This is a genomic window from Corynebacterium sp. H113 (genome assembly GCF_037572315.1).
Taxonomy (GTDB): Bacteria; Actinomycetota; Actinomycetes; order Mycobacteriales; family Mycobacteriaceae; genus Corynebacterium.
Map to the genome: position 1 here is coordinate 1,009,517 of NZ_JBBHKZ010000002.1, position 20,826 is coordinate 1,030,342.

General features: G+C 56.3%; 16 protein-coding genes. 11 read left to right on the forward strand and 5 right to left on the reverse strand.

Annotation, left to right across the window (positions count from 1 at the left end; translation table 11 throughout):
• Window positions 1-2 precede the first annotated feature (2 nt).
• From WG938_RS05780 to secG, 10 genes are all read left to right on the forward strand, one after another.
• Entirely contained in the window at window positions 3-473 is a 471-nt protein-coding gene (locus WG938_RS05780) for a PH domain-containing protein (RefSeq protein ID WP_339978405.1), read from the forward strand.
• Entirely contained in the window at window positions 473-2,509 is a 2,037-nt protein-coding gene (uvrC, locus tag WG938_RS05785) for an excinuclease ABC subunit UvrC (RefSeq protein WP_339978407.1), read from the forward strand. The genes WG938_RS05780 and uvrC overlap by 1 nt, the downstream gene beginning before the upstream one ends.
• A 52-nt stretch (window positions 2,510-2,561) precedes the next feature.
• The gene (rapZ, locus tag WG938_RS05790) at window positions 2,562-3,455 is read left to right on the forward strand and encodes an RNase adapter RapZ (protein WP_339978409.1); all 894 of its coding nucleotides are present in this window, start codon (window positions 2,562-2,564) and stop codon (window positions 3,453-3,455) included.
• Window positions 3,456-3,543: 88 nt separating this feature from the next.
• Window positions 3,544-4,497: a gluconeogenesis factor YvcK family protein gene (locus WG938_RS05795; protein ID WP_339978411.1), complete on the forward strand. Its 954-nt coding sequence runs from the start codon at window positions 3,544-3,546 to the stop codon at window positions 4,495-4,497.
• A gap of 96 nt (window positions 4,498-4,593) precedes the next feature.
• Window positions 4,594-5,598, forward strand: a complete 1,005-nt coding sequence (whiA, locus tag WG938_RS05800; RefSeq protein ID WP_339978413.1) for a DNA-binding protein WhiA — start codon at window positions 4,594-4,596, stop codon at window positions 5,596-5,598.
• Window positions 5,599-5,913: 315 nt separating this feature from the next.
• A complete protein-coding gene (gap, locus tag WG938_RS05805) occupies window positions 5,914-6,921 on the forward strand; it encodes a type I glyceraldehyde-3-phosphate dehydrogenase (protein WP_339978415.1) in 1,008 nt (335 codons plus the stop codon).
• A gap of 162 nt (window positions 6,922-7,083) precedes the next feature.
• On the forward strand, window positions 7,084-8,292 hold the full coding sequence (locus WG938_RS05810) for a phosphoglycerate kinase (protein WP_339978417.1): 1,209 nt from the start codon (window positions 7,084-7,086) through the stop codon (window positions 8,290-8,292).
• 71 nt (window positions 8,293-8,363) lie between these two features.
• Complete coding sequence (gene tpiA, locus WG938_RS05815; RefSeq protein ID WP_339978419.1) at window positions 8,364-9,146, forward strand: triose-phosphate isomerase; 783 nt, start codon at window positions 8,364-8,366, stop codon at window positions 9,144-9,146.
• Window positions 9,147-9,283: 137 nt separating this feature from the next.
• Window positions 9,284-12,046: a phosphoenolpyruvate carboxylase gene (ppc, locus tag WG938_RS05820; RefSeq protein ID WP_339978421.1), complete on the forward strand. Its 2,763-nt coding sequence runs from the start codon at window positions 9,284-9,286 to the stop codon at window positions 12,044-12,046.
• 92 nt (window positions 12,047-12,138) lie between these two features.
• A complete protein-coding gene (gene secG, locus WG938_RS05825; protein WP_339978423.1) occupies window positions 12,139-12,375 on the forward strand; it encodes a preprotein translocase subunit SecG in 237 nt (78 codons plus the stop codon).
• 105 nt (window positions 12,376-12,480) lie between these two features.
• On the opposite strand, the gene pgl is transcribed toward secG, so the two are convergent.
• The 5 genes from pgl to tkt form a co-directional block, all read right to left on the reverse strand.
• Window positions 12,481-13,239, reverse strand: a complete 759-nt coding sequence (gene pgl, locus WG938_RS05830) for a 6-phosphogluconolactonase (protein ID WP_339978425.1) — start codon at window positions 13,237-13,239, stop codon at window positions 12,481-12,483.
• On the reverse strand, window positions 13,223-14,278 hold the full coding sequence (locus WG938_RS05835) for a glucose-6-phosphate dehydrogenase assembly protein OpcA (RefSeq protein WP_339978427.1): 1,056 nt from the start codon (window positions 14,276-14,278) through the stop codon (window positions 13,223-13,225). The genes pgl and WG938_RS05835 overlap by 17 nt, the downstream gene beginning before the upstream one ends.
• A 100-nt stretch (window positions 14,279-14,378) precedes the next feature.
• Window positions 14,379-15,935, reverse strand: a complete 1,557-nt coding sequence (gene zwf, locus WG938_RS05840; protein WP_339978429.1) for a glucose-6-phosphate dehydrogenase — start codon at window positions 15,933-15,935, stop codon at window positions 14,379-14,381.
• Between the two features lie 175 nt (window positions 15,936-16,110).
• Complete coding sequence (tal, locus tag WG938_RS05845) at window positions 16,111-17,235, reverse strand: transaldolase (RefSeq protein ID WP_339978861.1); 1,125 nt, start codon at window positions 17,233-17,235, stop codon at window positions 16,111-16,113.
• A 188-nt stretch (window positions 17,236-17,423) separates the two neighbouring features.
• The gene (gene tkt / locus WG938_RS05850) at window positions 17,424-19,520 is read right to left on the reverse strand and encodes a transketolase (RefSeq protein WP_339978431.1); all 2,097 of its coding nucleotides are present in this window, start codon (window positions 19,518-19,520) and stop codon (window positions 17,424-17,426) included.
• Window positions 19,521-19,902: 382 nt separating this feature from the next.
• On the opposite strand from tkt, the gene WG938_RS05855 reads away from it, so the two are divergent.
• Window positions 19,903-20,823, forward strand: coding sequence for a heme o synthase (locus WG938_RS05855; protein WP_339978433.1), 921 nt, complete (start codon window positions 19,903-19,905; stop codon window positions 20,821-20,823).
• Window positions 20,824-20,826 lie beyond the last annotated feature (3 nt).

The window sequence follows — 20,826 nt, forward strand, 5'->3', positions numbered from 1 at the left end:
CCGTGACTGCGACTCAGAAGTCGACCGACAATGACCAATGGGAGTTTGTGGCGACCTCGCGCATCCTCAAGTTTTGGGCGTGGGGTGCTGTTGCAGTTGTCATGGCAATCCACATTTTCATGGGCTACGTGGTCGACATCGGTGACACCGGTGCGCAGGTGACATTGATCGACCGCTTCGCTTTTCCCGCCATTGGCGTCATCATTTCTGCTGCGTGCCTCTTGCTGTTGCGCCCCCGCATCCGCGCTAATTCTCGCGGTGTTGAAGTCCGCAATCTGCTGACGCCACGTTTCTACCGCTGGGACGATGTATACGGCCTGTCTTTCCCGGAGGATTCACGTTGGGCACGACTGGAGTTGCCAGATTTTGAGTTTGTCCCAGTTCTGGCATTACAGGCAGCCGATCAGGCAACTGTCGTCCGTGATGTGAAGAACTTCCGCGCCCTTGAAGAACGGTACATGCCGGAGGACTAGTGGCAGACCCCGCAACATATCGACCACCCCCTGGCACCATTCCTGTGGAGCCGGGGGTCTATCGCTTTCTTGATCAGGATGGCCGTGTTCTGTACGTCGGCAAGGCCAAAAACCTGCGTGCCCGTCTCTCTAACTATTTCCAGGATTTAACGCGCCTGCACCCGCGAACCAGGCAAATGGTGCAGTCTGCTGCGAAAGTGTCCTGGACGGTCGTCCAAACTGAAGTTGAAGCTCTCCAGTTGGAGTACACGTGGATCAAGCGATTCAACCCGCGCTTCAACGTGATGTATCGCGACGATAAGTCGTACCCAATGCTTGCCGTCAGCGTGGGCGAACTGTATCCGAGGTTGTTTCTGTATCGGGGGCCTCGTCGTAAAGGTGTCCGGTACTTCGGACCCTATTCGCACGCGTGGGCAATCCGCGAAACTCTGGACTTATTGACCCGCGTGTTTCCAGCCCGGACCTGCGCCAAAGGGGTGTTCAATCGTCAGCAACAGTTGGGCAGACCGTGTTTGCTGGGGTACATCGATAAGTGTTCTGCACCGTGCGTTGGCCGGGTCAGTGCGAAGGAACACCGAGAGATTGTCCGGGGTTTCACCTCGTTCATGTCGGGCAACACGGGTGCTGTGACGCGACAACTCCGAGGCGACATGATGCAAGCCGCGGAAGAGCTGGACTTTGAGAAGGCAGCCCGGCTTCGCGACGATCTCGCCGCTGTCGAAAAGGTCATGGAAAAGCAATCAGTCGTGTTTTCAGACGCGACCGATGCTGATCTCATTGCGTTTCACACAGATGAGCTGGAAGCGGCAGTGCAGATTTTCCACGTGCGCCAAGGAAGGATTTTTGGTCAACGGGGCTGGGTCGTCGAGAAATCTGGCGACATGGAAACTGGTCCGTTGCCGGAGGACGGCCCGGATCCAGCACTGCCAACGTTGCTATCGAACTTTATTGCGCAGTTTTATGGCGACGCAGCTAAGCACGCAGAAATCGATGGCGACGAAGCTACCGAAGCAGCACAGGTCGTGCCACGAGAGATCCTGGTCCAGGCTGAGCCTGCAGACAGCAACACTGTGACGGCGTTCCTGGAAGAACTCCGAGGCGCACATGTCGATCTTCGCGTTCCACAACGAGGTGACAAGCGAGTACTGCTGGAAACCGTTGCCCGAAACGCGAAAGAGAAGCTTGCCCAGCACAAGTTGAAGCGCACCGGTGATCTCACCGCACGTTCCCAGGCACTGGAGGGGATTCGAGATGCACTCTTCCTCGATGACGCACCATTGCGTATCGAATGCACTGATATTTCCCACATTCAGGGCACGGACGTGGTCGCCTCCCTAGTTGTATTCGAAGACGGTCTGCCAAAGAAGTCTGACTACCGTCGTTATCGAATCAAAGAAGCAGCTGGTGATGGACGCAGCGATGACGTTGGATCAATTGCCGAGGTAGTTCGCCGTCGCTTCCGCCGGCATAAGGAAGACAAACTCGCTGTGCCCGAAGAAGCCGACGACATGTTTGTCGAGGAGTCCATTGAGGTGGTGGAGGAGTCCGCGTCGCAACGAAAGTTCGCATACCCACCGAATCTGCTCATCGTCGATGGTGGCGCACCGCAGGTCGCAGCTGCTCAGGCAGTACTAGACGAGCTCGGGGTCACGGATGTCGCGCTCGTTGGTATCGCGAAGAGGCTCGAAGAACTGTGGGTACCTGACGACGACGAGCCAGTGATTCTGCCCCGAAATTCCGAAGCAATGTACTTAGTCCAGCGCATTCGTGATGAAGCTCATAGGTTTGCAATCTCGTACCACCGCCAGCAACGGTCGAAGCGCATGACTTCTTCCGTATTGGACGGGATCAAGGGGCTTGGGCCGCAACGGCGTACTGACCTGGTGAAGCATTTCGGTTCCGTCGCCGCTTTGAAGCGCGCCAGCGTTGACGACATCAAGGAGGTGCCAGGTTTTGGCCCTCAACTCGCTGTGACGGTCTTCGAATCATTGCACCCGGACGTGCCCGAGAAACCCGACAATTCCAACGGAGCCTAGGGATCTACGGTGAACCGCACGCAACGTCGTTAAGCCACGTAATGTAGGGCATATGACCAACGCCTCCGCTGGGGTGCCCAACCCCGACACGTCACTGGTCCTCATCACCGGAATGTCTGGTTCTGGCCGAAACACGGCTGCAGCAGTTCTGGAGGAAATGGGCTGGTATGTTGCCGATAACCTTCCACCTGAGCTCATCGTGCGCATGGTCGAGTTGTCTTTCGAGGCAGACTCGCCGGTTGAACGACTAGCCATCGTCACAGATGTTCGCTCACGTGCTTTTGCCGGCAACTTGGGTGAGGTGTTGGAAAATCTGCGGCAAGCGGGTCGCTCACCATATTTGATCTTCTTGGACGCATCGGACGATGTCCTGATTGCTCGCTACGACTCCGTGCGACGTCGCCACCCATTGCAAGAAAATGGCACGCTGTCACAGGGCATTGAAGCCGAGCGGGAGATGTTGGCACAGATTCGCGCTAACTCGGACATTGTGGTGGATACTTCCCATTTGTCGGTGCATGACCTGCGCCGTGAATTGGAGCGGCAGTTCGCCGATCCACACACGCGGTACCAACAGATCACCATTCAGTCATTTGGTTTCAAGCATGGTGCTCCGCGAGACGCCGATCTGCTTTTCGACGTTCGCTTTTTGCCCAATCCATATTGGGTGCCGGAACTGCGTGGTGGACGTGGCATCGACAAACCAGTCTCAGACTATGTTTTGGGTCAGCAAGATGCAGGGAAGTTCTTGAGTACCGTGACGGACTTGGTCAGTCTTGTCCTCCCTGGATACCGTCGGGAAGGCAAGAGCTTTTTGACGCTGGCTGTTGGTTGTACCGGTGGTCATCACCGCAGTGTGGCTATGGCCGAAGAACTTAACAAGCGTTTATCAGAACTACCTGGTGTGCAGTGTTCCGTGAGCCACCGCGATATCAATCGCGATTAACCTTGGAGTATCGGAATAACTGCCGTGGGGCAGCGTCGTCACGTGGTGGACGGCAGTGTTGCCCGTGATTAAAGGAGAAGTACCGTAGATGACCGCCATTACTTCACTCGGCGGTGGGCATGGTCTGTTCGCCACATTAAGAGCGGTCCGAAGGATCGCCGATCATGTCACCGCTGTTGTAACCGTTGCTGATGACGGCGGTTCTTCCGGTCGGCTGCGTCGTGAATTAGGGCAGATCCCACCTGGCGATTTGCGTATGGCTCTCGCCGCGCTTGCCGACGACACGGAGCACGGACGCTTGTGGGAACAAACCCTGCAGCATCGCTTTGGTGGCACTGGTGCGCTCGCGGGACATGCGGTGGGAAATTTGCTCATCGCTGGGCTTGCCAGTGTGTTGGGTGATGAAGTCGCTGCGCTTGACGAGGTAGCAAGGCTTCTGAATATACGAGGTCGAGTATTGCCGATGTCGCCCATTCCGCTGGATATAGAGGCTGAAGTGGTCGGCCTCGAAGACGATGCTCGCGTCGTCCGCCCAGTACGAGGACAGGTCGCTGTAGCGACTACGCCTGGTCAGGTTCGGCGAATTCGATTGATTCCGGATAGCCCCGCGGCTACCCCAGAAGCGTTGGAGGCCATTCATCGGGCAGATCTGGTGACACTCGGGCCAGGTTCCTGGTTCACGTCCGTTCTTCCGCATCTGCAGGTGCCAGAACTGCGGGAAGCATTGACGACGACAAAGGCGCGTCGCGTCGTCGTACTGAATCTCGTAGCGGAGCCAGGGGAGACTGCCGGCTTCTCTGTTGAGCGCCATATTCATATGATTGCTCAGCATGCCCCAGAACTGACGGTCGACCACATTCTGGTTGATAAAACCATTGTCACGGGTAAGACTGAGCGGGAATTTCTCAGTCGTGCAGCGTCATCGTTAGGCGCGGAAGTCGTGTACGCCGACGTTCGCGAGGTTTCTAGCGACGGAGCGTGGACCGTGCGCCATGACCCTGCGAAGCTAGCCGACGCGCTGTCTGAATTGATGACACGCTAGGCTGTTTAACCTGATGGATAATCTGAGGCCGGTTGCAGTCGATTCGCACCGGCCTCACTGTGTGGCTTTGCTATTCATGCGAGGAGGAACGCGCCCATGGCGTTAACGGCAAAGGTGAAGGACGAGCTTGCTCGTGTTCCGGTGTCGCAGGAGAGTGCTCAGGCTGCAGAACTAGCAGCACTTTTCCGCTTTTCTGGGGGCCTGCACCTTGTCGGTGGTGTCATTGTTCTTGAAGCAGAGGTAGATTCCGGCGCCGTCGCTCGTCGTCTTCGCACGTCTATTTCCAGTCTGTACAACGTTGATGCCCAGATGCACGTGCTGAGCCCTGGTGGATTGCGTAAGTCGGCTCGATACGTGGTGCGAATTGTCGACGGCGGGGAACAGGTTGCTCGTCAATCTGGGTTGATTGACCGAGCTGGTCGCCCGGTTCGTGGATTGCCTCCGAAGGTTGTCAACGGCACCGCCATTGACTGCGAGGCTGCGTGGCGTGGTGCCTTCCTGGCTCATGGTTCATTGACTGAACCTGGACGCTCATCCGCATTGGAAGTGTCTGCTCCATGTCCGGAAGCAGCACTTGCGCTCGTTGGCTGTGCTCGTCGACTTGGCATCCAAGCCAAGAGCCGCGAGACTCGTGGTGGTGATCGCGTCGTAATCCGTGATGGCGAGGCAATTGGGGCATTGCTAACCAGGATGGGCGCACAGACGACCCGCTTAGAATGGGAAGAACAGCGGATGCGCCGCGAAGTTCGTGCCACTGCTAACCGGTTGGCCAACTTCGACGATGCCAATCTCCGTCGTTCTGCTCGCGCTGCTGTTGTGGCTGCTGCCCGTGTAGAGCGAGCGTTGGAAATTCTTGGCGACGATGTCCCTGAGCACCTTGTAACGGCTGGCCAACTGCGTGTGGAACATCGTCAGGCATCTCTGGAGGAGCTAGGACAGCTGGCTAGCCCTCCGATGACAAAGGATGCCGTAGCGGGTCGTATTCGGCGTTTGCTGTCTATGGCGGACCGCAGGGCACAGGAGACCGGAATTCCAGATACCAATTCAGCAGTCACGGATGAACTTTTTGCTGACTCTCCGGAAGCTACAAATGAGCAGTAGTCTTACGACAGTTCGGTAATTGGTATCGGCTGGAAAATGAATCATCACCGCGCCTCACTTACTGCCTAGCTTGATCAATTCATAAAAACTTGGATTACATTCATGCAGGTAGCATGCCTGAAGCGCGGCTTTCTCTATTGCATCCCCCTGCGAAGTAGTCAAAGCACACGTAAACTTTTCAATTGAGCCTGATGGTTGAGTTTCACGGATTTACCCCGGTCGCCGCTTTTAATGGGTGTCCACCAAGGTTTTGAATCCGCGCGAAATCTGGACGCATCAGTGGCAAACGAAAAGCGATCCACTAAGGAGATAATCGTGACGGTTCGTGTAGGTATCAATGGTTTCGGTCGTATTGGTCGTAACTTCTTCCGCTCCATCGTGGCACAGGGCGCTGACATCGAGGTCGTAGCAGTCAACGACTTGACTGACAACAAGACCCTCGCTCACCTGCTTAAGTACGACTCGGTCATGGGCAAGCTTGACGCAGAGGTTTCCTACGACGATGAATCCATCACCGTCAACGGCAAGCGCATCATCGCATGGGCAGAGCGCGATCCAAAGAACCTGCCATGGGGCGAGCAGAACGTTGACATTGTCATCGAGTCGACTGGCTTCTTCACCGATGCTGAGGCTGCGAAGGCTCACATCGACGGTGGTGCCAAGAAGGTCATCATCTCTGCTCCAGCTAAGAACGAAGATGCAACCTTCGTCGTTGGTGTTAACCACACTGACTACGACCCAGAGAACCACCACATCATCTCGAACGCGTCTTGCACCACCAACTGCCTGGCTCCAATGGCCAAGGTTCTGGACGAGAAGTTCGGCATCGAGCGCGGTTTGATGACCACGATTCACGCTTACACCGGTGACCAGCGCCTGATCGACGCTCCTCACAAGGACCTGCGTCGTGCACGTGCAGCTGCACTGAACATCGTTCCAACCTCCACAGGTGCGGCTAAGGCAGTTGCTCTGGTTCTCCCACAGCTGAAGGGTGTACTGGACGGCTACGCACTTCGAGTCCCAACCCCAACCGGTTCGGTCACCGACCTCACCTTCATTGCAAAGAACGAAGTTTCCGTCGACGCAGTTAACGCTGCAATCAAGGAAGCAGCAGCTGAGGGCGACATGAAGGGCATTCTCGTATACAACGAGGATCCAATTGTTTCCAAGGACATCGAGGGCGACCCAGCTTCCTCCATCTTCGACGCACCACTGACCAAGGTCATTGGTAACCAGGTCAAGGTTGTTTCTTGGTACGACAACGAGTGGGGTTACTCCAACCGCCTCGTCGACCTCTCCGTCTACGTCGGTGAGCGTCTCTAAGTAGACCTGTTCTTTACTGAACACCTCTTAAACCCTGCGGGGAGGGGGGGGGGGGGGGGAAGGGACAAACCCCAGCCCCCCACTCCCCCCCCCCAGCCGGGGTGCAGCGCCTCGCGCATGCACCCCGGCCCGTCGCATATCCAATTGAAGGGAAACTCAATAATGGCTGTAAAGACTGTTAAGGACCTGCTGGCTGAAGGTGTGGAAGGTCGCTACGTTCTCGTTCGTTCGGACCTCAACGTTCCTTTGAAGGACGGCGTTATTACCGACCCAGGTCGCATCGACGCTTCTGTACCGACGCTGAAGGCACTGTCGGAGGCCGGAGCAAAGGTTGTCGTGTGTGCTCACCTCGGCCGCCCAAAGGGCGAAGTCAAGCCTGAACTTTCGCTGGCACCAGTTGCAGAGGCTCTGTCCGAGCGCCTGGATCGTTATGTTGCCCTGGCTGGCGACGTTTCTGGTGAAGATGCCCACGAGCGCGCAAACGGTCTGACGGACGGCGATGTCCTGCTGCTCGAGAACATTCGTTTCGATGCTCGCGAGACTTCCAAGGATGATGCGGAGCGCGCGGAATTCGCAAACGAACTTGCTGCACTCGTTCCTGGAGGCGCATTCGTATCCGACGGCTTCGGTGTCGTCCACCGCGCACAGGCATCTGTGTACGACGTCGCTAAGGCTCTGCCACACTACGCTGGTGGCCTGGTTCAGGCTGAGCTCGAAGTTCTCCGCAAGGTTGCAGAGACCCCAGAGAAGCCATACGCGGTCGTTCTCGGCGGTTCGAAGGTGTCTGACAAGCTCGGTGTTATCGAGGCACTCGCGCCAAAGGTTGACTACCTGGTCATCGGTGGCGGCATGTGCTTCACCTTCCTCGCAGCTCAGGGCTACTCCGTTGGTGGCTCCCTCTTGCAGGAAGAGATGATTGACACCTGTAAGGACCTGCTGGATCGTTACGGCGACCAAATCGTTCTACCAACCGATGTTGTGGTGGCAGACAAGTTTGCAGCGGACGCTGAGAACAAGGTTGTTGCAGTCGACGCGATCCCAGAAGGTTGGATGGGCCTCGACATCGGACCAGAGTCCGCAAAGGCATTCGGTGAGAAGCTCGCAGACTCCAAGACTGTGTTCTGGAATGGCCCAATGGGTGTCTTCGAGATGGAAGCTTTCGCAGAAGGCACTCGCGTCGTAGCTCAGTCGATCATCGACGCAACTGCTAAGGGCTGCTTCTCCGTCGTCGGTGGTGGCGATTCTGCTGCTGCAGTACGTACTCTTGGTTTGGATGAGGATGGCTTCAGCCACATCTCCACCGGTGGTGGTGCTTCGCTCGAGTTCCTCGAGGGCAAGACTCTTCCAGGCGTGGAAGTTCTCGAATCCTAGACCTGACGCGCGGCATCCAGTCGCGCGTTCGCCTCATCTTTGTAAACAAGTAAACAGGAGTGACAAACACTATGGCACGCAAGCCACTTATCGCTGGCAACTGGAAGATGAACCTCAACCATCTTGAGGCCATCGGCGTTGTTCAGAAGCTCGCCTTCGCATTGCCAAAGGAGTACTACGACAAGGTTGATGTCGTTGTGATTCCGCCATTCACTGACATCCGCTCGGTGCAGACGCTCGTAGAGGGCGACAAGCTTGGCGTAACCTATGGCGCGCAAGATGTGTCCATGTACGAATCTGGTGCCTACACCGGTGAGATTTCGGCAACGATGTTGGCTAAGCTCGGCTGCCGCTGGGTCGTAGTTGGTCACTCCGAGCGTCGCGAGATGCATGCAGAGACTGACGAAATTGTATCCAAGAAGGCCAAGGCTGCGCTCAAGGAAAACATGACTCCAATCGTCTGTGTTGGCGAGCCTCTAGAGGTCCGTGAAGCAAACAAGCATGTTGAGTACGTTGTTGAGCAGGTTAAGGGTTCGCTTGCGAATCTGTCCGAGGCTGACCTTGACAAGACCGTCATTGCTTACGAGCCAGTGTGGGCAATTGGTACCGGCAAGGTTGCTTCTGCTGCCGATGCTCAGGAAGTCTGCAAGGCTATCCGCGAGACCATTGCCGAGGTCGCTTCCGAAGAAACCGCAAAGGCAATGCGTGTTCTCTACGGTGGCTCCATGAAAATTGACAACGTCGCTGAGCTGATCAGCCAGCCTGATGTCGACGGTGGCCTCGTTGGTGGCGCATCCCTCGATGGTGAAGCGTTCGCTAAGCTCTGCGCACTTGCTGCAGATTCTGCTGTATAAGCCGTAGCGTGCGTACACGCGAAGGCGTGTGACGAAGTTGCGCATCATGTATAGCTCCGTTCACTTTTGGTGAGCGGGGCTTGTGCTTTTCGACGACTTGCCCTGCAGCATCCCGGTCCCTCCGGCACTATGGGGATATGAACTCTGCTACCGAAGAGACCTTGCGTGAAGACATTCGACATCTCGGAAAGATTCTTGGCGACACTATTCGACAGCAGGAAGGCGGAGATGTTTTCGAGCTGGTAGAAAACGCTCGCCGTATTGCTTTTCGCCTGCATCGTGGCGAAGCGGAGATTGAGGATCTGACCTCACTGTTCCGGGACATTGATCCAGTTGAAGCCAGTCCGATCATTCGTGCGTTCACTCATTTCGCGCTGCTAGCAAATTTGGCAGAGGATTTGCACGAAGAGCGCTTGTTGGAGCAAAAGCTGGATGAAGGTGTTTCTGCCGTTGATTCAACGTTGGAAGCAACGTGGGAGAAGCTGGCAGCGGCCGGGGTACCACGCGAACAGCTCGCGGAGATGATGAATGAAGCGATGATCTCACCAGTACTGACTGCGCATCCAACGGAGACGCGCCGTCGTACTGTTTTCGATGCGCAGAAGCATATCGGTGAGGCGATGCGTCGCCGTCGTGAAGTGATGTCAGCACCGCGGACCGCGCGAACGGAAGCTCGTATCGCCGACATCGATTTGGAAATCAAGCGCCGTGTCTTGACACTGTGGCAGACCGCGTTGATCCGCCTCAACCGCCCGGACATTAGGGACGAAGTCGAAGTCGGTTTGCGCTATTACCAGTTGTCTTTGCTGGAAACGGTGCCACGCTTGAATAGGGACGTCGTCAAGCACATGCGTGAGCTGGGCGGAACCGATATTCCGAACAAGCCGGCGGTGCGGATGGGCTCGTGGATTGGCGGAGACCACGATGGCAATCCATTCATTACAGCCGAGACGGTCAAGTATGCAACGGATCGTGCGACGACGACGATTTTCGGGTACTACCTGCGACAGTTGCACGCACTGGAACGCGAGCTGAGCTTTTCTGACCGGCTGACGAAGGCGACAGTGGATCTGATTGGTTTGGCTAGCCGGGGTCATAACGATATTCCGAATCGTAAGGATGAACCGTACCGACGAGCTGTGCATGGCATCCGTGGGCGAATGGCCGCAACGGCAAAGGCCATGTTGGGGACCACGATCATCGAGGGCGACTGGTCTGTCCACGAGCCTTACGACGACGTCGAGCAGATGCGGTCTGACTTGAAGATTGTCGAGGATTCCTTGCGCGCTAGCCAGGATGATTTGGTTGCAGACTACCGACTGGCGGACATTCAAGCTGCTCTCGACGCTTTTGGATTCCACTTGTACTCCCTGGACATTCGTCAAAACTCGGAGAGTTTCGAAAGCGTTTTGACCGAGCTCTTCGCACTTGCGGGTGTGACCGAGAACTATGCTGCGTTGTCAGAGACTGCGAAGGTCGCTCTTCTTTCGAAGGAACTTGCCTACGCACGCCCCTTGATTCCGCTCGGCGCGAAACTATCTGAAGCTACGGAACGGGAAATGGGCATCATGCGGGCAGTTGCGCATGCTGTCGAGGCTTATGGCCCTGACTCCGTACCGCACTGCATTATCTCTATGTGCTCGTCTGTATCCGATCTGCTTGAACCGATGATCCTGCTGAAAGAAGTGGGTCTCATCACTTCAACAAACGGACAGTTACACGGCACGTTGGACATTATTCCGCTGTTCGAGACGATTGAGGACCTCCAAGCAGGCGCGAATGTTCTGGAAGCTGCATGGAATGTTGATTGTTACCGGTCGTACGTGCGAGCCCGGGGCGATCTTCAGGAGGTCATGCTCGGCTATTCCGACTCCAACAAGGACGGTGGCTATTTCGCGGCGAACTGGGCCTTGTACGACGCTGAAACCGAAATTGTCGACGTCGCCAAGAAGCACCACATTCGCTTACGCCTCTTCCATGGTCGTGGTGGCACGGTGGGTCGTGGCGGTGGCCCGTCGTACGATGCAATCTTGGCTCAGCCGAAGGGTGCAGTGCAGGGTGCTGTGCGTGTCACGGAACAGGGCGAGATTATTTCTGCGAAGTACGGAAACCCAGTGACCGCGCGACGTAATTTGGAGGCCCTGGTCTCGGCGACAATCGAGTCAACGATGCTTGATGTCAACGACTTTGGACACCAAGAACGCGCTTATGAAGTGATGCGGGAAATTTCTGCGCTTTCCCGCGGCGCCTACTCGTCGCTGATGCACGAGGACCCTGGTTTCATCAGCTTCTTCGAAGACTCGACTCCCGTGGCCGAAATCAGCAGTTTGAATATTGGCTCACGTCCTTCGTCGCGTAAACAAACGACGTCGATTTCTGATCTGCGTGCTATTCCGTGGGTCTTATCCTGGTCGCAGCAACGCTCGATGGTGCCTGGCTGGTACGGCGTTGGAACTGCGCTGAGGCAGTGGATCGGTGAGGATCCGGATGGAACTCGTCTTGCCGAATTGCGCGAACTCAACGAGAAGTGGCCATTCTTTGCCTCGGTGCTATCAAATATGGCTCAGGTGATGAGTAAAGCGGATATGGACCTGGCTCGGCTGTACGCGAATTTGTGCTCAGACCGCGAGGGTGCCGAACGTATCTATACCGCGATTCGCTCTGAGTTCGAACTGACCTATGAGATGTTTCTCAAGGTCACCGGCTATACAACGCTGCTGGAAGACAACCCGCTTTTGGCGCGAAGCGTTGACATGCGTTTCCCATATTTGATGCCGCTGAATGCTATCCAGCTTGAGCTGCTGCGACGTTACCGTGCAGGTGATGACCGAGATAAGGTTCGCCGTGGGATCCAGCTGACCATGAATGGCCTCGCCACTGCGCTGCGAAACTCTGGCTAGTATGTGTGTCCAACGAGGGTTTTGCGGTAGTGTGGAACCCTGTTAGGTTTAGTTGCCCATCACAAGTGGGCGTCAATTGAGGGGAAGTGCGCGTGTACCTCGCCATCCAGATCGTCTTGGTCGTCACGTCTGTCTTGATGTGCCTGTTTATTCTGTTGCACAAGGGTAAGGGTGGCGGCCTGTCTAGCCTGTTTGGCGGCGGTGTCCAGTCGAACCTCTCGGGTTCTACCGTGGTGGAAAAGAACCTTGACTATGTCACAATCGTCACCGCTATCTTGTGGATTGCCAGCATCATTCTGCTTGGTCTCTTCAACGCATTTGGATGGTAACAACTCTAGTTGAGTGCCATCCGCCGGCATGAGTAAAGCCCTAGGTCATTGACCTAGGGCTTCATTGTTTCAGCAGGCGCTCATAGTCGACGCGCTGAGTGGCAGCTAGAGTAGCGCAGCTGCAGCTTCATCGACAAACACCACAGTTTCAGTCCGACCACGAACTCCAGCAGCCGGCCAGTCCACGGCAGCAGCACCATCAGAGATAGCTCTAACGGCTTCGGCCTTCGCACCGCCAGAGACCAGCAGCCAGACCCGATCCGCCTTGGCGATCGCCGGCATCGTCAACGACACCCGCGTCGGAGGTGGCTTTGGGCAATTGTGCACGGCCACAACGAGCTGCGATTCCTCCCGAATCTCATCCGTATGGGGAAACAACGAGTTGATATGCCCCTCGCCGCCCATGCCCAGCAAATGCAGGTCAAACCCGTCAGGAGCATGCGTGACGACGAGCTCCTCGTAGGCGCGCGCTGCTTCCTCTGGGGTGGCGGTGCCGTCGTCGGCTAAGTACCCGAAGATATTGCCAGCTGGAATGTCGATGTGGTCCAACAGCGCCTCACGTGCTTGGCCCTCGTTGCGTTCCGAATCGTCAGCAGCAACGAATCGCTCGTCGCCAAAGAATACGAGCACCCGTGACCAATCAATAGCTTCGTCCGGCTGTGTTGATGGGGCAGAGTTTCGTCGTAATGCTTCCAACAAAGCGATACCTGCGCCACCACCAGTGAGTACGACGCGCGCTACCGCTCCATCGTGCTGTGCAGCTACGACAGTAGAGGCGAAGGCATCCCGTGCGGCCTCAACGAGATCATTGAGGTCGTCATGGCGGGAGAAGTGCACATCGTGAGCATTAGCGCTGGCTGTCATTGGAGTTCTCCTTAGCAAAAGATGTACCGATCGGGGACTGGGTCCCCGCTGCCGTGGAGCCGGCGCGGGAGGGCTCTGATCCGGGCTTGACCAAGCGAATTCGGCTGAGGCCACGCAAGGCCCGAGCATATGCGAGATCCGGGTCGAGGTGGCGGAGCTCTTCTGCAAGACAGTCCACCGTCGAGCGACGCGACAAGGCCACCTTAAACGGTGGTCGATCGCCGATGGTCACACATGCTGTCGTTGCATTTTCGATTGAGAACACGACGTCAGCACCACTAGCACGGCGCAGGATCACGGACTCGATGGAATTCATGGGACGATCGCGATCATCGACTGGAACCATCGGGGATCCGTTCATCACTCGATGGACTGGCACACCCAGGCGGTCCGCCAGCCAACCAGCTGCAAGATCCACGGATGGATTGTCATCGGAACCGGAAATCTCCACGGCAATGATCGGCTCGTGTGGTGGCAAATCCAATGCGGAAGCCAGCACACCGCGCCACGGAGTGAGTCGGGACCACGCCAAGTCCGAATCTCCCGGCGTGTAACCTGTGCGACGCGTATACACAGCTTCTTTGTCTGGATCTGTCAGGGAATCGGTGATTCGTCGCTGAGCAATCTGACCTATCAACGTAGCCGCAGGAACTTGCGGAGCAGTCGACGGCCACCACGCGACAACTGGGGTATCGGGCAGCAGGAGAGGGGTGACCAGGGCTTCTGGATGTTCACCCACCTCACCCTCCAAATGCATGACGACGATCTCCGCTGCACCAGCATCTCCGCCCATGTGGATTTCCGCGTCGAGTCGGTTTGCCCCGCGTGGCTCGCCTGAGATGAGTACAAGCACGCGGGATGGATGCTCACGAGAGACGTTGTTAGCGGTTGCAATAATGTCCTCGAGGTCATCTTCGCTACGAGACAGCACGATGAGGGTCAACACACGGCCGGTGGCACCATCGCCACCTTGTTCGCGCAGCTGAACGAGCTGCTTGGCGATAGCGCGAGTAGTCGTGTCAGGAAGAGTAATGATCATGGCAAACGCACTTTCGCAGCAGTGTCAGTGGTGGTGTCAACAATGAAGTCAATGATGGAAGGGCCGAAGGGTGATAGGTCAAGAACGACGTGCTCTTTGACTACGGTCGTCGCCATGTACGTCCTTCCCGTTCCAACATGTGATCGGCGGACGCAGGACCCCACGTACCCGCAGGGTATTCATCTGGGCGGCCACGCTTTGCCCAGTAATCAATGATCGGGTCGAGAATCTTCCAGGACAGCTCCACTTCTTCATTAGTTGGGAAGAGGCTCGCTTCGTCGAGAAGTGCGTCGAGAATCAAGCGTTCGTAAGCCTCTGGCGACTGCTCAGTGAACGACTCCGAGTAGGAGAAGTCCATGTTCACATCGCGTACTTCCATCGCGGAACCTGGCACCTTAGAACCGAAGCGCATGAGGACGCCCTCGTCCGGCTGTACGCGGATGACCATTGCATTCTGCCCAAGAGCAGTAGTCATCGTGTCAGCGAAAGGAAGGTGCGGCGCAGACTTGAACACCAACGCAATCTCCGTCACTCGTCGCCCCAGTCGCTTGCCGGTACGAAGATAGAATGGCACGCCTGCCCACCTGCGAGAATTGATCTGCAAGGTGCAGGCAGCATATGTCTCGGTCGTTGATTCTGGATCGAAGCCTTCTTCTTCGCGGAGGCCTACTACGTAGTCAGACCCTTGCCAGCCTGCCGAGTACTGACCACGCGCAGTGGTCTTCGACAGCGGACGCAAAGGCTCCGTCGCTCGCAACACCTTGATCTTTTCGGTCTGCAATTCTTCCGGGGTAAATGCGACTGGTTCTTCCATGGCTACGAGCGCTAGCAACTGCAATAAGTGGTTCTGGATCACGTCACGGGCTGCACCGATTCCGTCGTAATAGCCAGCACGGCCACCTAGGCCGATGTCTTCAGCCATTGTGATCTGAACATGGTCGACGTAGTGCGAGTTCCACAGCGGATCGAACAGCTGGTTAGCAAAACGCATTGCCAAGATGTTCTGAACAGTCTCTTTACCCAGGTAGTGGTCGATGCGGAAGACCGACTTTTCGGGGAACACCGAGTTGACGATATGGTTCAGTTCTTGCGCAGATTCGAGGTCATGTCCGAATGGCTTCTCGATAATCACTCGACGCCAATTCTCTTCACCCGCTTGAGCCAAACCAGCACGATCAAGCTGGTTACACACATCGGGGAAATTGTCGGGCGGAATGGACAAGTAGTATGCCCAGTTTCCAGCGGTGCCACGGGAGGCATCGAGCTCGGACAGCTTCTCGGCGAGTCGGTCAAAGGCTTCGTCGTCGACAAATGTGCCCTGGACGAAGTGAATGCCCTCTGCGAGACGGCTCCAAACGCTCTCTCGAAGAGGAGTACGGGCGCCACTTTCCACTGCGTCGCGCACGTACTGTTCGAACTCTTCCTTCGACCAGTTACGGCGGCCATAACCTACGAGGGCAAAAGAAGCAGGTAGTAGCCCTCGATTGGCAAGGTCATAAATAGCCGGAAGCAACTTCTTACGAGCAAGGTCACCGGTCACACCGAAAATAACCATGCCACCAGGGCCTGCGATCCGTGGGAGACGCTTGTCCTGAGGATCACGCAAGGGGTTCGTCCATGCGCTTGCCAAGGAATCGGCCGGAGGAGGAACTGTCACGATAGAAGGCCTTCCTTTTCTAAGGGCAGAGTAAACACAAGTAGAGACTAGTCTTTACGAGGCTAGCCTCTCACACCGACTATTCCGTGTAGGCACGAACAAGGAAAGTCATACAAATAGAATGGAAAAGTGCTCGCGACCATCGCCACGAGCACTGAGTAGATTGATAGTCCGACTACTTCTTCAGCTCATCCATTCGACCTGCAATGGAGTCGAGCAGCTCCTGCCAGCTGTTTACGAACTTTTCGACGCCTTCTCGTTCGAGAATCTCAAAGACTTCAGTCCACGCAATGCCCTGTTGTGCAACCGCATCCATCTCTGCCTGAGCATCGTCGCCCGTACCAGTCAAGGTATCTGCGACCATTGGGACTTCGCTTTGCGCAGCTGCACGCAAAGTCTTCTCCGGCATGGTGTTAACGGCCAACGGACCAGCCAACTCGGTGACATACAGCGTTGCAGGGTAGTCAGGGTTCTTCACACCCGTCGAGGCCCACAACGGACGCTGCGCATTCGCACCAGCTGCAGCAAGTGGAGCCCAACGCTCGGTGTCCGCTGCAAAAGCCTTTTCAAACTCGGCGTAGGCCAAGCGTGCATTAGCGATACCAGACTTGCCACGCAGTGCGAGCGCCTCATCGGTGCCAATTGCTTCAAGTCGCTTGTCTACTTCGGTATCCACACGCGACACGAAGAAGGAAGCGACCGAATGGATCGCCGTCAAGTCCTGGCCATTGTCCTTCGCACGCTCAATACCAGCGATGAATGCTTCTACAACTTCGCGGTAACGCTCCAGGGAGAAAATCAAGGTGACGTTCACGCAAATGCCTTCAGCCAGCGCATCAGTAACCGCAGGCAGGGAAGCATCCGTCGCAGGAATCTTGATCATCGCGTTGGTCTTGCCAACCTTTGTCCACAATTCGCGAGCCTGAGCGATCGTCTTCTCGTAGTCGTCTGCGTAACGCGGATCAACTTCAATGGAGACGCGTCCGTCCGCACCATTGCTTGCCGACGACACCTCAGCCAACACGTCACACGCGTCACGAACATCGTCGATAGCCATGGCGAAGACCGCTTCAGCAGCATCGGCACCAGAAGCGGTGAGCTCTGCCAACTGAGAATCGTAATCCTCACCAGCGGTCATCGCCGAAGAGAAAATAGCCGGGTTAGTAGTAACACCAACAACATTCAACTCGTCGATGAGCTGGACAAGATCACCGGAAGACAGACGCTGCCTGGACAAATCGTCCAACCACGCCGAGGTTCCCACAGTTGCGAGCGCTTCAAGATTCCTATTTGGCACGATCAATCAACTTTCCACGCAGAGCCCGCATACACGAGTCCCCACGTCCATCGACAACTTTCTCTGTACCAATTCAGGCTACCCTCGGGACGCGAAAAGCGCCGTGAAACCGCGTGGACTCTCATGGCCCATGCTTCACGGCGCTTTCGGTAAAGGCTTAACCCATCGGCCACAGGGCCGACATCAGAAAATTACTTAGAAGCCTCAATGGTTTCTCGAGCTGCTGAAACGACTTCGCTCGTCGTCACGCCGAACTCTTCGAAGAGCTTCTCGTATGGAGCGGAAGCACCGAAGTGCTCGATCGATACCGCACGACCCGTGGTGCCAAGGTGGCGGTACCACGGCATTGCAATACCAGCTTCGACGGACACGCGAGCGGTAACAGCCTTAGGCAAGATCTGCTCCTGGTACTCGGCATCCTGCTGTTCGAACCAGTCCAGGCAAGGAACAGATACGACACGCGCAGAAACGCCGTCAGTTGCAAGCTCTTCTGCCGCTGCAACCGCCAACTGAACCTCGGAACCGGTAGCCATCAGGATGACATCTGGGGTTTCCTTGGAACCTTCGACCAGGACGTAAGCACCGCGACGAACGCCCTCGGCAGCCTTCTCCTTGGTGCCTTCCAGTACAGGAACGTTCTGACGGGTCAGTGCCAGAGCCTTCGGTCCAGCTTCGCCTTCAAGTGCTGCTACCCAGGCGGCTGCGGTTTCGTTGGCATCAGCTGGGCGGAACGTAGTCATGCCTGGGATGGCGCGCAGCGATGCAAGTTGCTCGATTGGCTGGTGGGTTGGGCCATCTTCACCAAGACCGATGGAGTCGTGGGTCCAGACGTAGATAGGGGAGATTCCCATCAGCGATGCCAAACGAACGGCTGGGCGCATGTAATCCGAGAAAATGAGGAACGTACCGCCGTAAATGCGGGTGTTGCCGTGCAGCAGGATACCGTTCATGATCGAGCCCATTGCGTGCTCGCGAATACCAAAGTGCAGGTTACGACCGTATGGGGTCGCAGTCCACGTGTCGGTGGTGATGTTCTCAGGACCGAACGAAGGAGAACCTTCGATGACGGTGTTGTTGGAACCAGCCAAGTCAGCGGAGCCACCCCACAGCTCTGGCATGGTAGCGCCAAGAGCCTGCAAAGCGGCTGCGGATGCCTTACGAGTAGCAACACTTGCGCCGGCATCCCAGGACGGCATGTCGTCAGCGAAGCCTTCTGGGAGCTCGCCTGCCGTGAGACGGTCGAAGAACTTCTTGGCCTCTGGGTTCTTCTCTGCCCACGCATCGAAGGACTTCTGCCACTCGGCGTGTGCTTCCGCACCGCGCTCTACTGCAGCACGGGTGTGTGCAATGACCTCGTCAGAAACTTCAAAGGTCTGCTCCGTGTCGAAGCCAAGTTCCTTCTTAATCAACGCAACTTCGTCGTTGCCGAGGGCTGCACCGTGCGAAGCGCCGGTGTTCATCGCGTTCGGAGCTGGGTATGCGATCACGGTGCGCATGCGGATGAAAGTTGGGCGAGTGGTATCAGCCTTTGCCTCAGCCACAGCTGCTTCGAGAGCTGCCACATCCTCGCCGCCGTTGACCTCGATGACCTGCCACCCGTAAGCACGGTAACGATCTGCGACGTTTTCGGTGAAGGCAATCGTCGTGTCGTCTTCGATGGAGATGCCATTGTCATCCCAGAACACAATCAGATTGCCCAAAGCCTGAGTGCCCGCCAAGGAGCACGCTTCAGCAGTGACACCTTCCTGAACGTCACCGTCAGAGGCAATGACGTACACAAAGTGGTCGAACGGTGACTTGCCCGCTGGTGCTTCAGGGTCTAGCAGGCCACGCTCACGGCGCGATGCCATTGCCATACCGACAGCAGAAGCTAGTCCCTGACCGAGAGGACCGGTGGTGATTTCGACACCATCGGTGTGGCCATACTCCGGGTGACCAGGAGTCAATGAACCCCAAGTACGGAGAGCCTTCAGATCATCGAGCTCAAGACCAAAGCCAGCCATGTACAGCTGAATGTATTGAGTCAGCGAGGTGTGACCGCACGACAGCACGAAACGGTCACGGCCTGCCCAGTTTGGATCCTTCGGATCATGGCGCATCACACGCTGGTACAGGGTATATGCCAATGGCGCCAGGCTCATTGCGGTTCCTGGGTGGCCGGAGCCACACTTCTGTACTGCATCTGCAGCCAGTACGCGGGCGGTGTCGACGGCACGAGTGTCCAGTTCGGTCCAGTCTGCTGGATAGTTCTGTTCCACGCGGGACTGCAACTCTGGGGAGAGTGTCACGGTATGAGCTCCTGTGTTCTCGCTCGAGGCTAATTCTGTGCCTAGTGTAATCCGCTTCACGACGAATCCGGGAACCAGCTCTATTACACAGGGGCGTTTCCCGCGAATTGGCCAAATAATGTGTCACCCGCCACGGTTACGAAAATTACCGGTGGAGGTATCAACAATCCGCTGGAATATCGGGTGGGCCGATACACGGTTTACAGTGGAGAAGCGCTACCATGGACCGAGTCTGGATTTTGCATGCCCTATGTACACAGTTGAATACTGTCCATGTCGCGCGTTCCAGAATTTCGTGAATTATTACGACTCCTGCTGGAACTAAGCAGGGTGAGTGTCCGACTAGTAAGGGACACTAGTAGTTGTTTGGAAGGGATCAGTTTTGCTCGATACGGTTAAGGCGTATGTGGCGCTGACGAAACCTCGCGTCATTGAGCTCTTGCTGGTCGCCGCAATTCCGGCAATGCTGCAGGCTGACCGCGGCAGCGTGCATGTTGGCCTGATTTTGCTGACGCTCGTAGGTGGTTGGATGGGTGCGGCTGCGGCCAATACATTCAACATGGTTGCCGATTCGGACATCGATAAGGTGATGAACCGAACGGCCAAGCGCCCACTGGCGAAGCAAACAGTATCCAACACTAGTGCGATGATCTTCGGCATTGTGCTGACCATTGCCAGTTTCTTGTGGCTGTGGCTGCTGTGCAATTCATTGCTGGCAGCAATCTTTATCTTGCTGACCATTGCGTTCTACGTTTTTGTGTACACCTTATGGTTGAAGCGTCGCACTGATCAGAATGTTGTCTGGGGTGGCGCAGCTGGCTGTATGCCCGTTCTCGTCGGCTGGGCCGTCATCACTGACAACAACCCTGATGTCTCCGGCTGGTTCCACTGGTGGCAGGCGATTGTTCTGTTTATGGTCATCTTCTTCTGGACTCCGCCGCACACGTGGGCTCTGGGGCTGAAGTACAAGGACGACTATGAAGCTGCAGGCGTCCCAATGATGCCAGTAGTTCGCCCACCGCTGTACGTCACTGTTCGCATCATTTGGTACACCGTGGCTACGGTCGTAACGACGTTGCTGCTTGTCCCCGCTGCAGGTTGGATCTACCTGGCGTCGGCCGTGATCGCAGGTATTTGGTTCCTGTATGGGGCCATCATGCTGCACCGCGACGTCAAGGCTGGTGGGGAGATCAAGCCGATGAAGCTCTTCTTGCTCTCCAACAACTACCTCGCGTTGGTGTGTGTTGGCCTGTCGGTCGACGCAGTGTTCGGCCTCCAGACCATTTCCCAGATGCTGTCGTAATCT

Excerpts from the sequence above, each read along its gene's own strand:
- rapZ (WP_339978409.1), top strand. The coding sequence starts at position 2,562 with ATGACCAACGCCTCCGCTGGGGTGCCCAACCCCGACACGTCACTGGTC.
- WG938_RS05795 (WP_339978411.1), top strand. The coding sequence starts at position 3,544 with ATGACCGCCATTACTTCACTCGGCGGTGGGCATGGTCTGTTCGCCACA.
- whiA (WP_339978413.1), top strand. The coding sequence starts at position 4,594 with ATGGCGTTAACGGCAAAGGTGAAGGACGAGCTTGCTCGTGTTCCGGTG.
- WG938_RS05810 (WP_339978417.1), top strand. The coding sequence starts at position 7,084 with ATGGCTGTAAAGACTGTTAAGGACCTGCTGGCTGAAGGTGTGGAAGGT.
- tpiA (WP_339978419.1), top strand. The coding sequence starts at position 8,364 with ATGGCACGCAAGCCACTTATCGCTGGCAACTGGAAGATGAACCTCAAC.
- ppc (WP_339978421.1), top strand. The coding sequence starts at position 9,284 with ATGAACTCTGCTACCGAAGAGACCTTGCGTGAAGACATTCGACATCTC.
- pgl (WP_339978425.1), bottom strand. The coding sequence starts at position 13,239 with ATGACAGCCAGCGCTAATGCTCACGATGTGCACTTCTCCCGCCATGAC.
- WG938_RS05835 (WP_339978427.1), bottom strand. The coding sequence starts at position 14,278 with ATGATCATTACTCTTCCTGACACGACTACTCGCGCTATCGCCAAGCAG.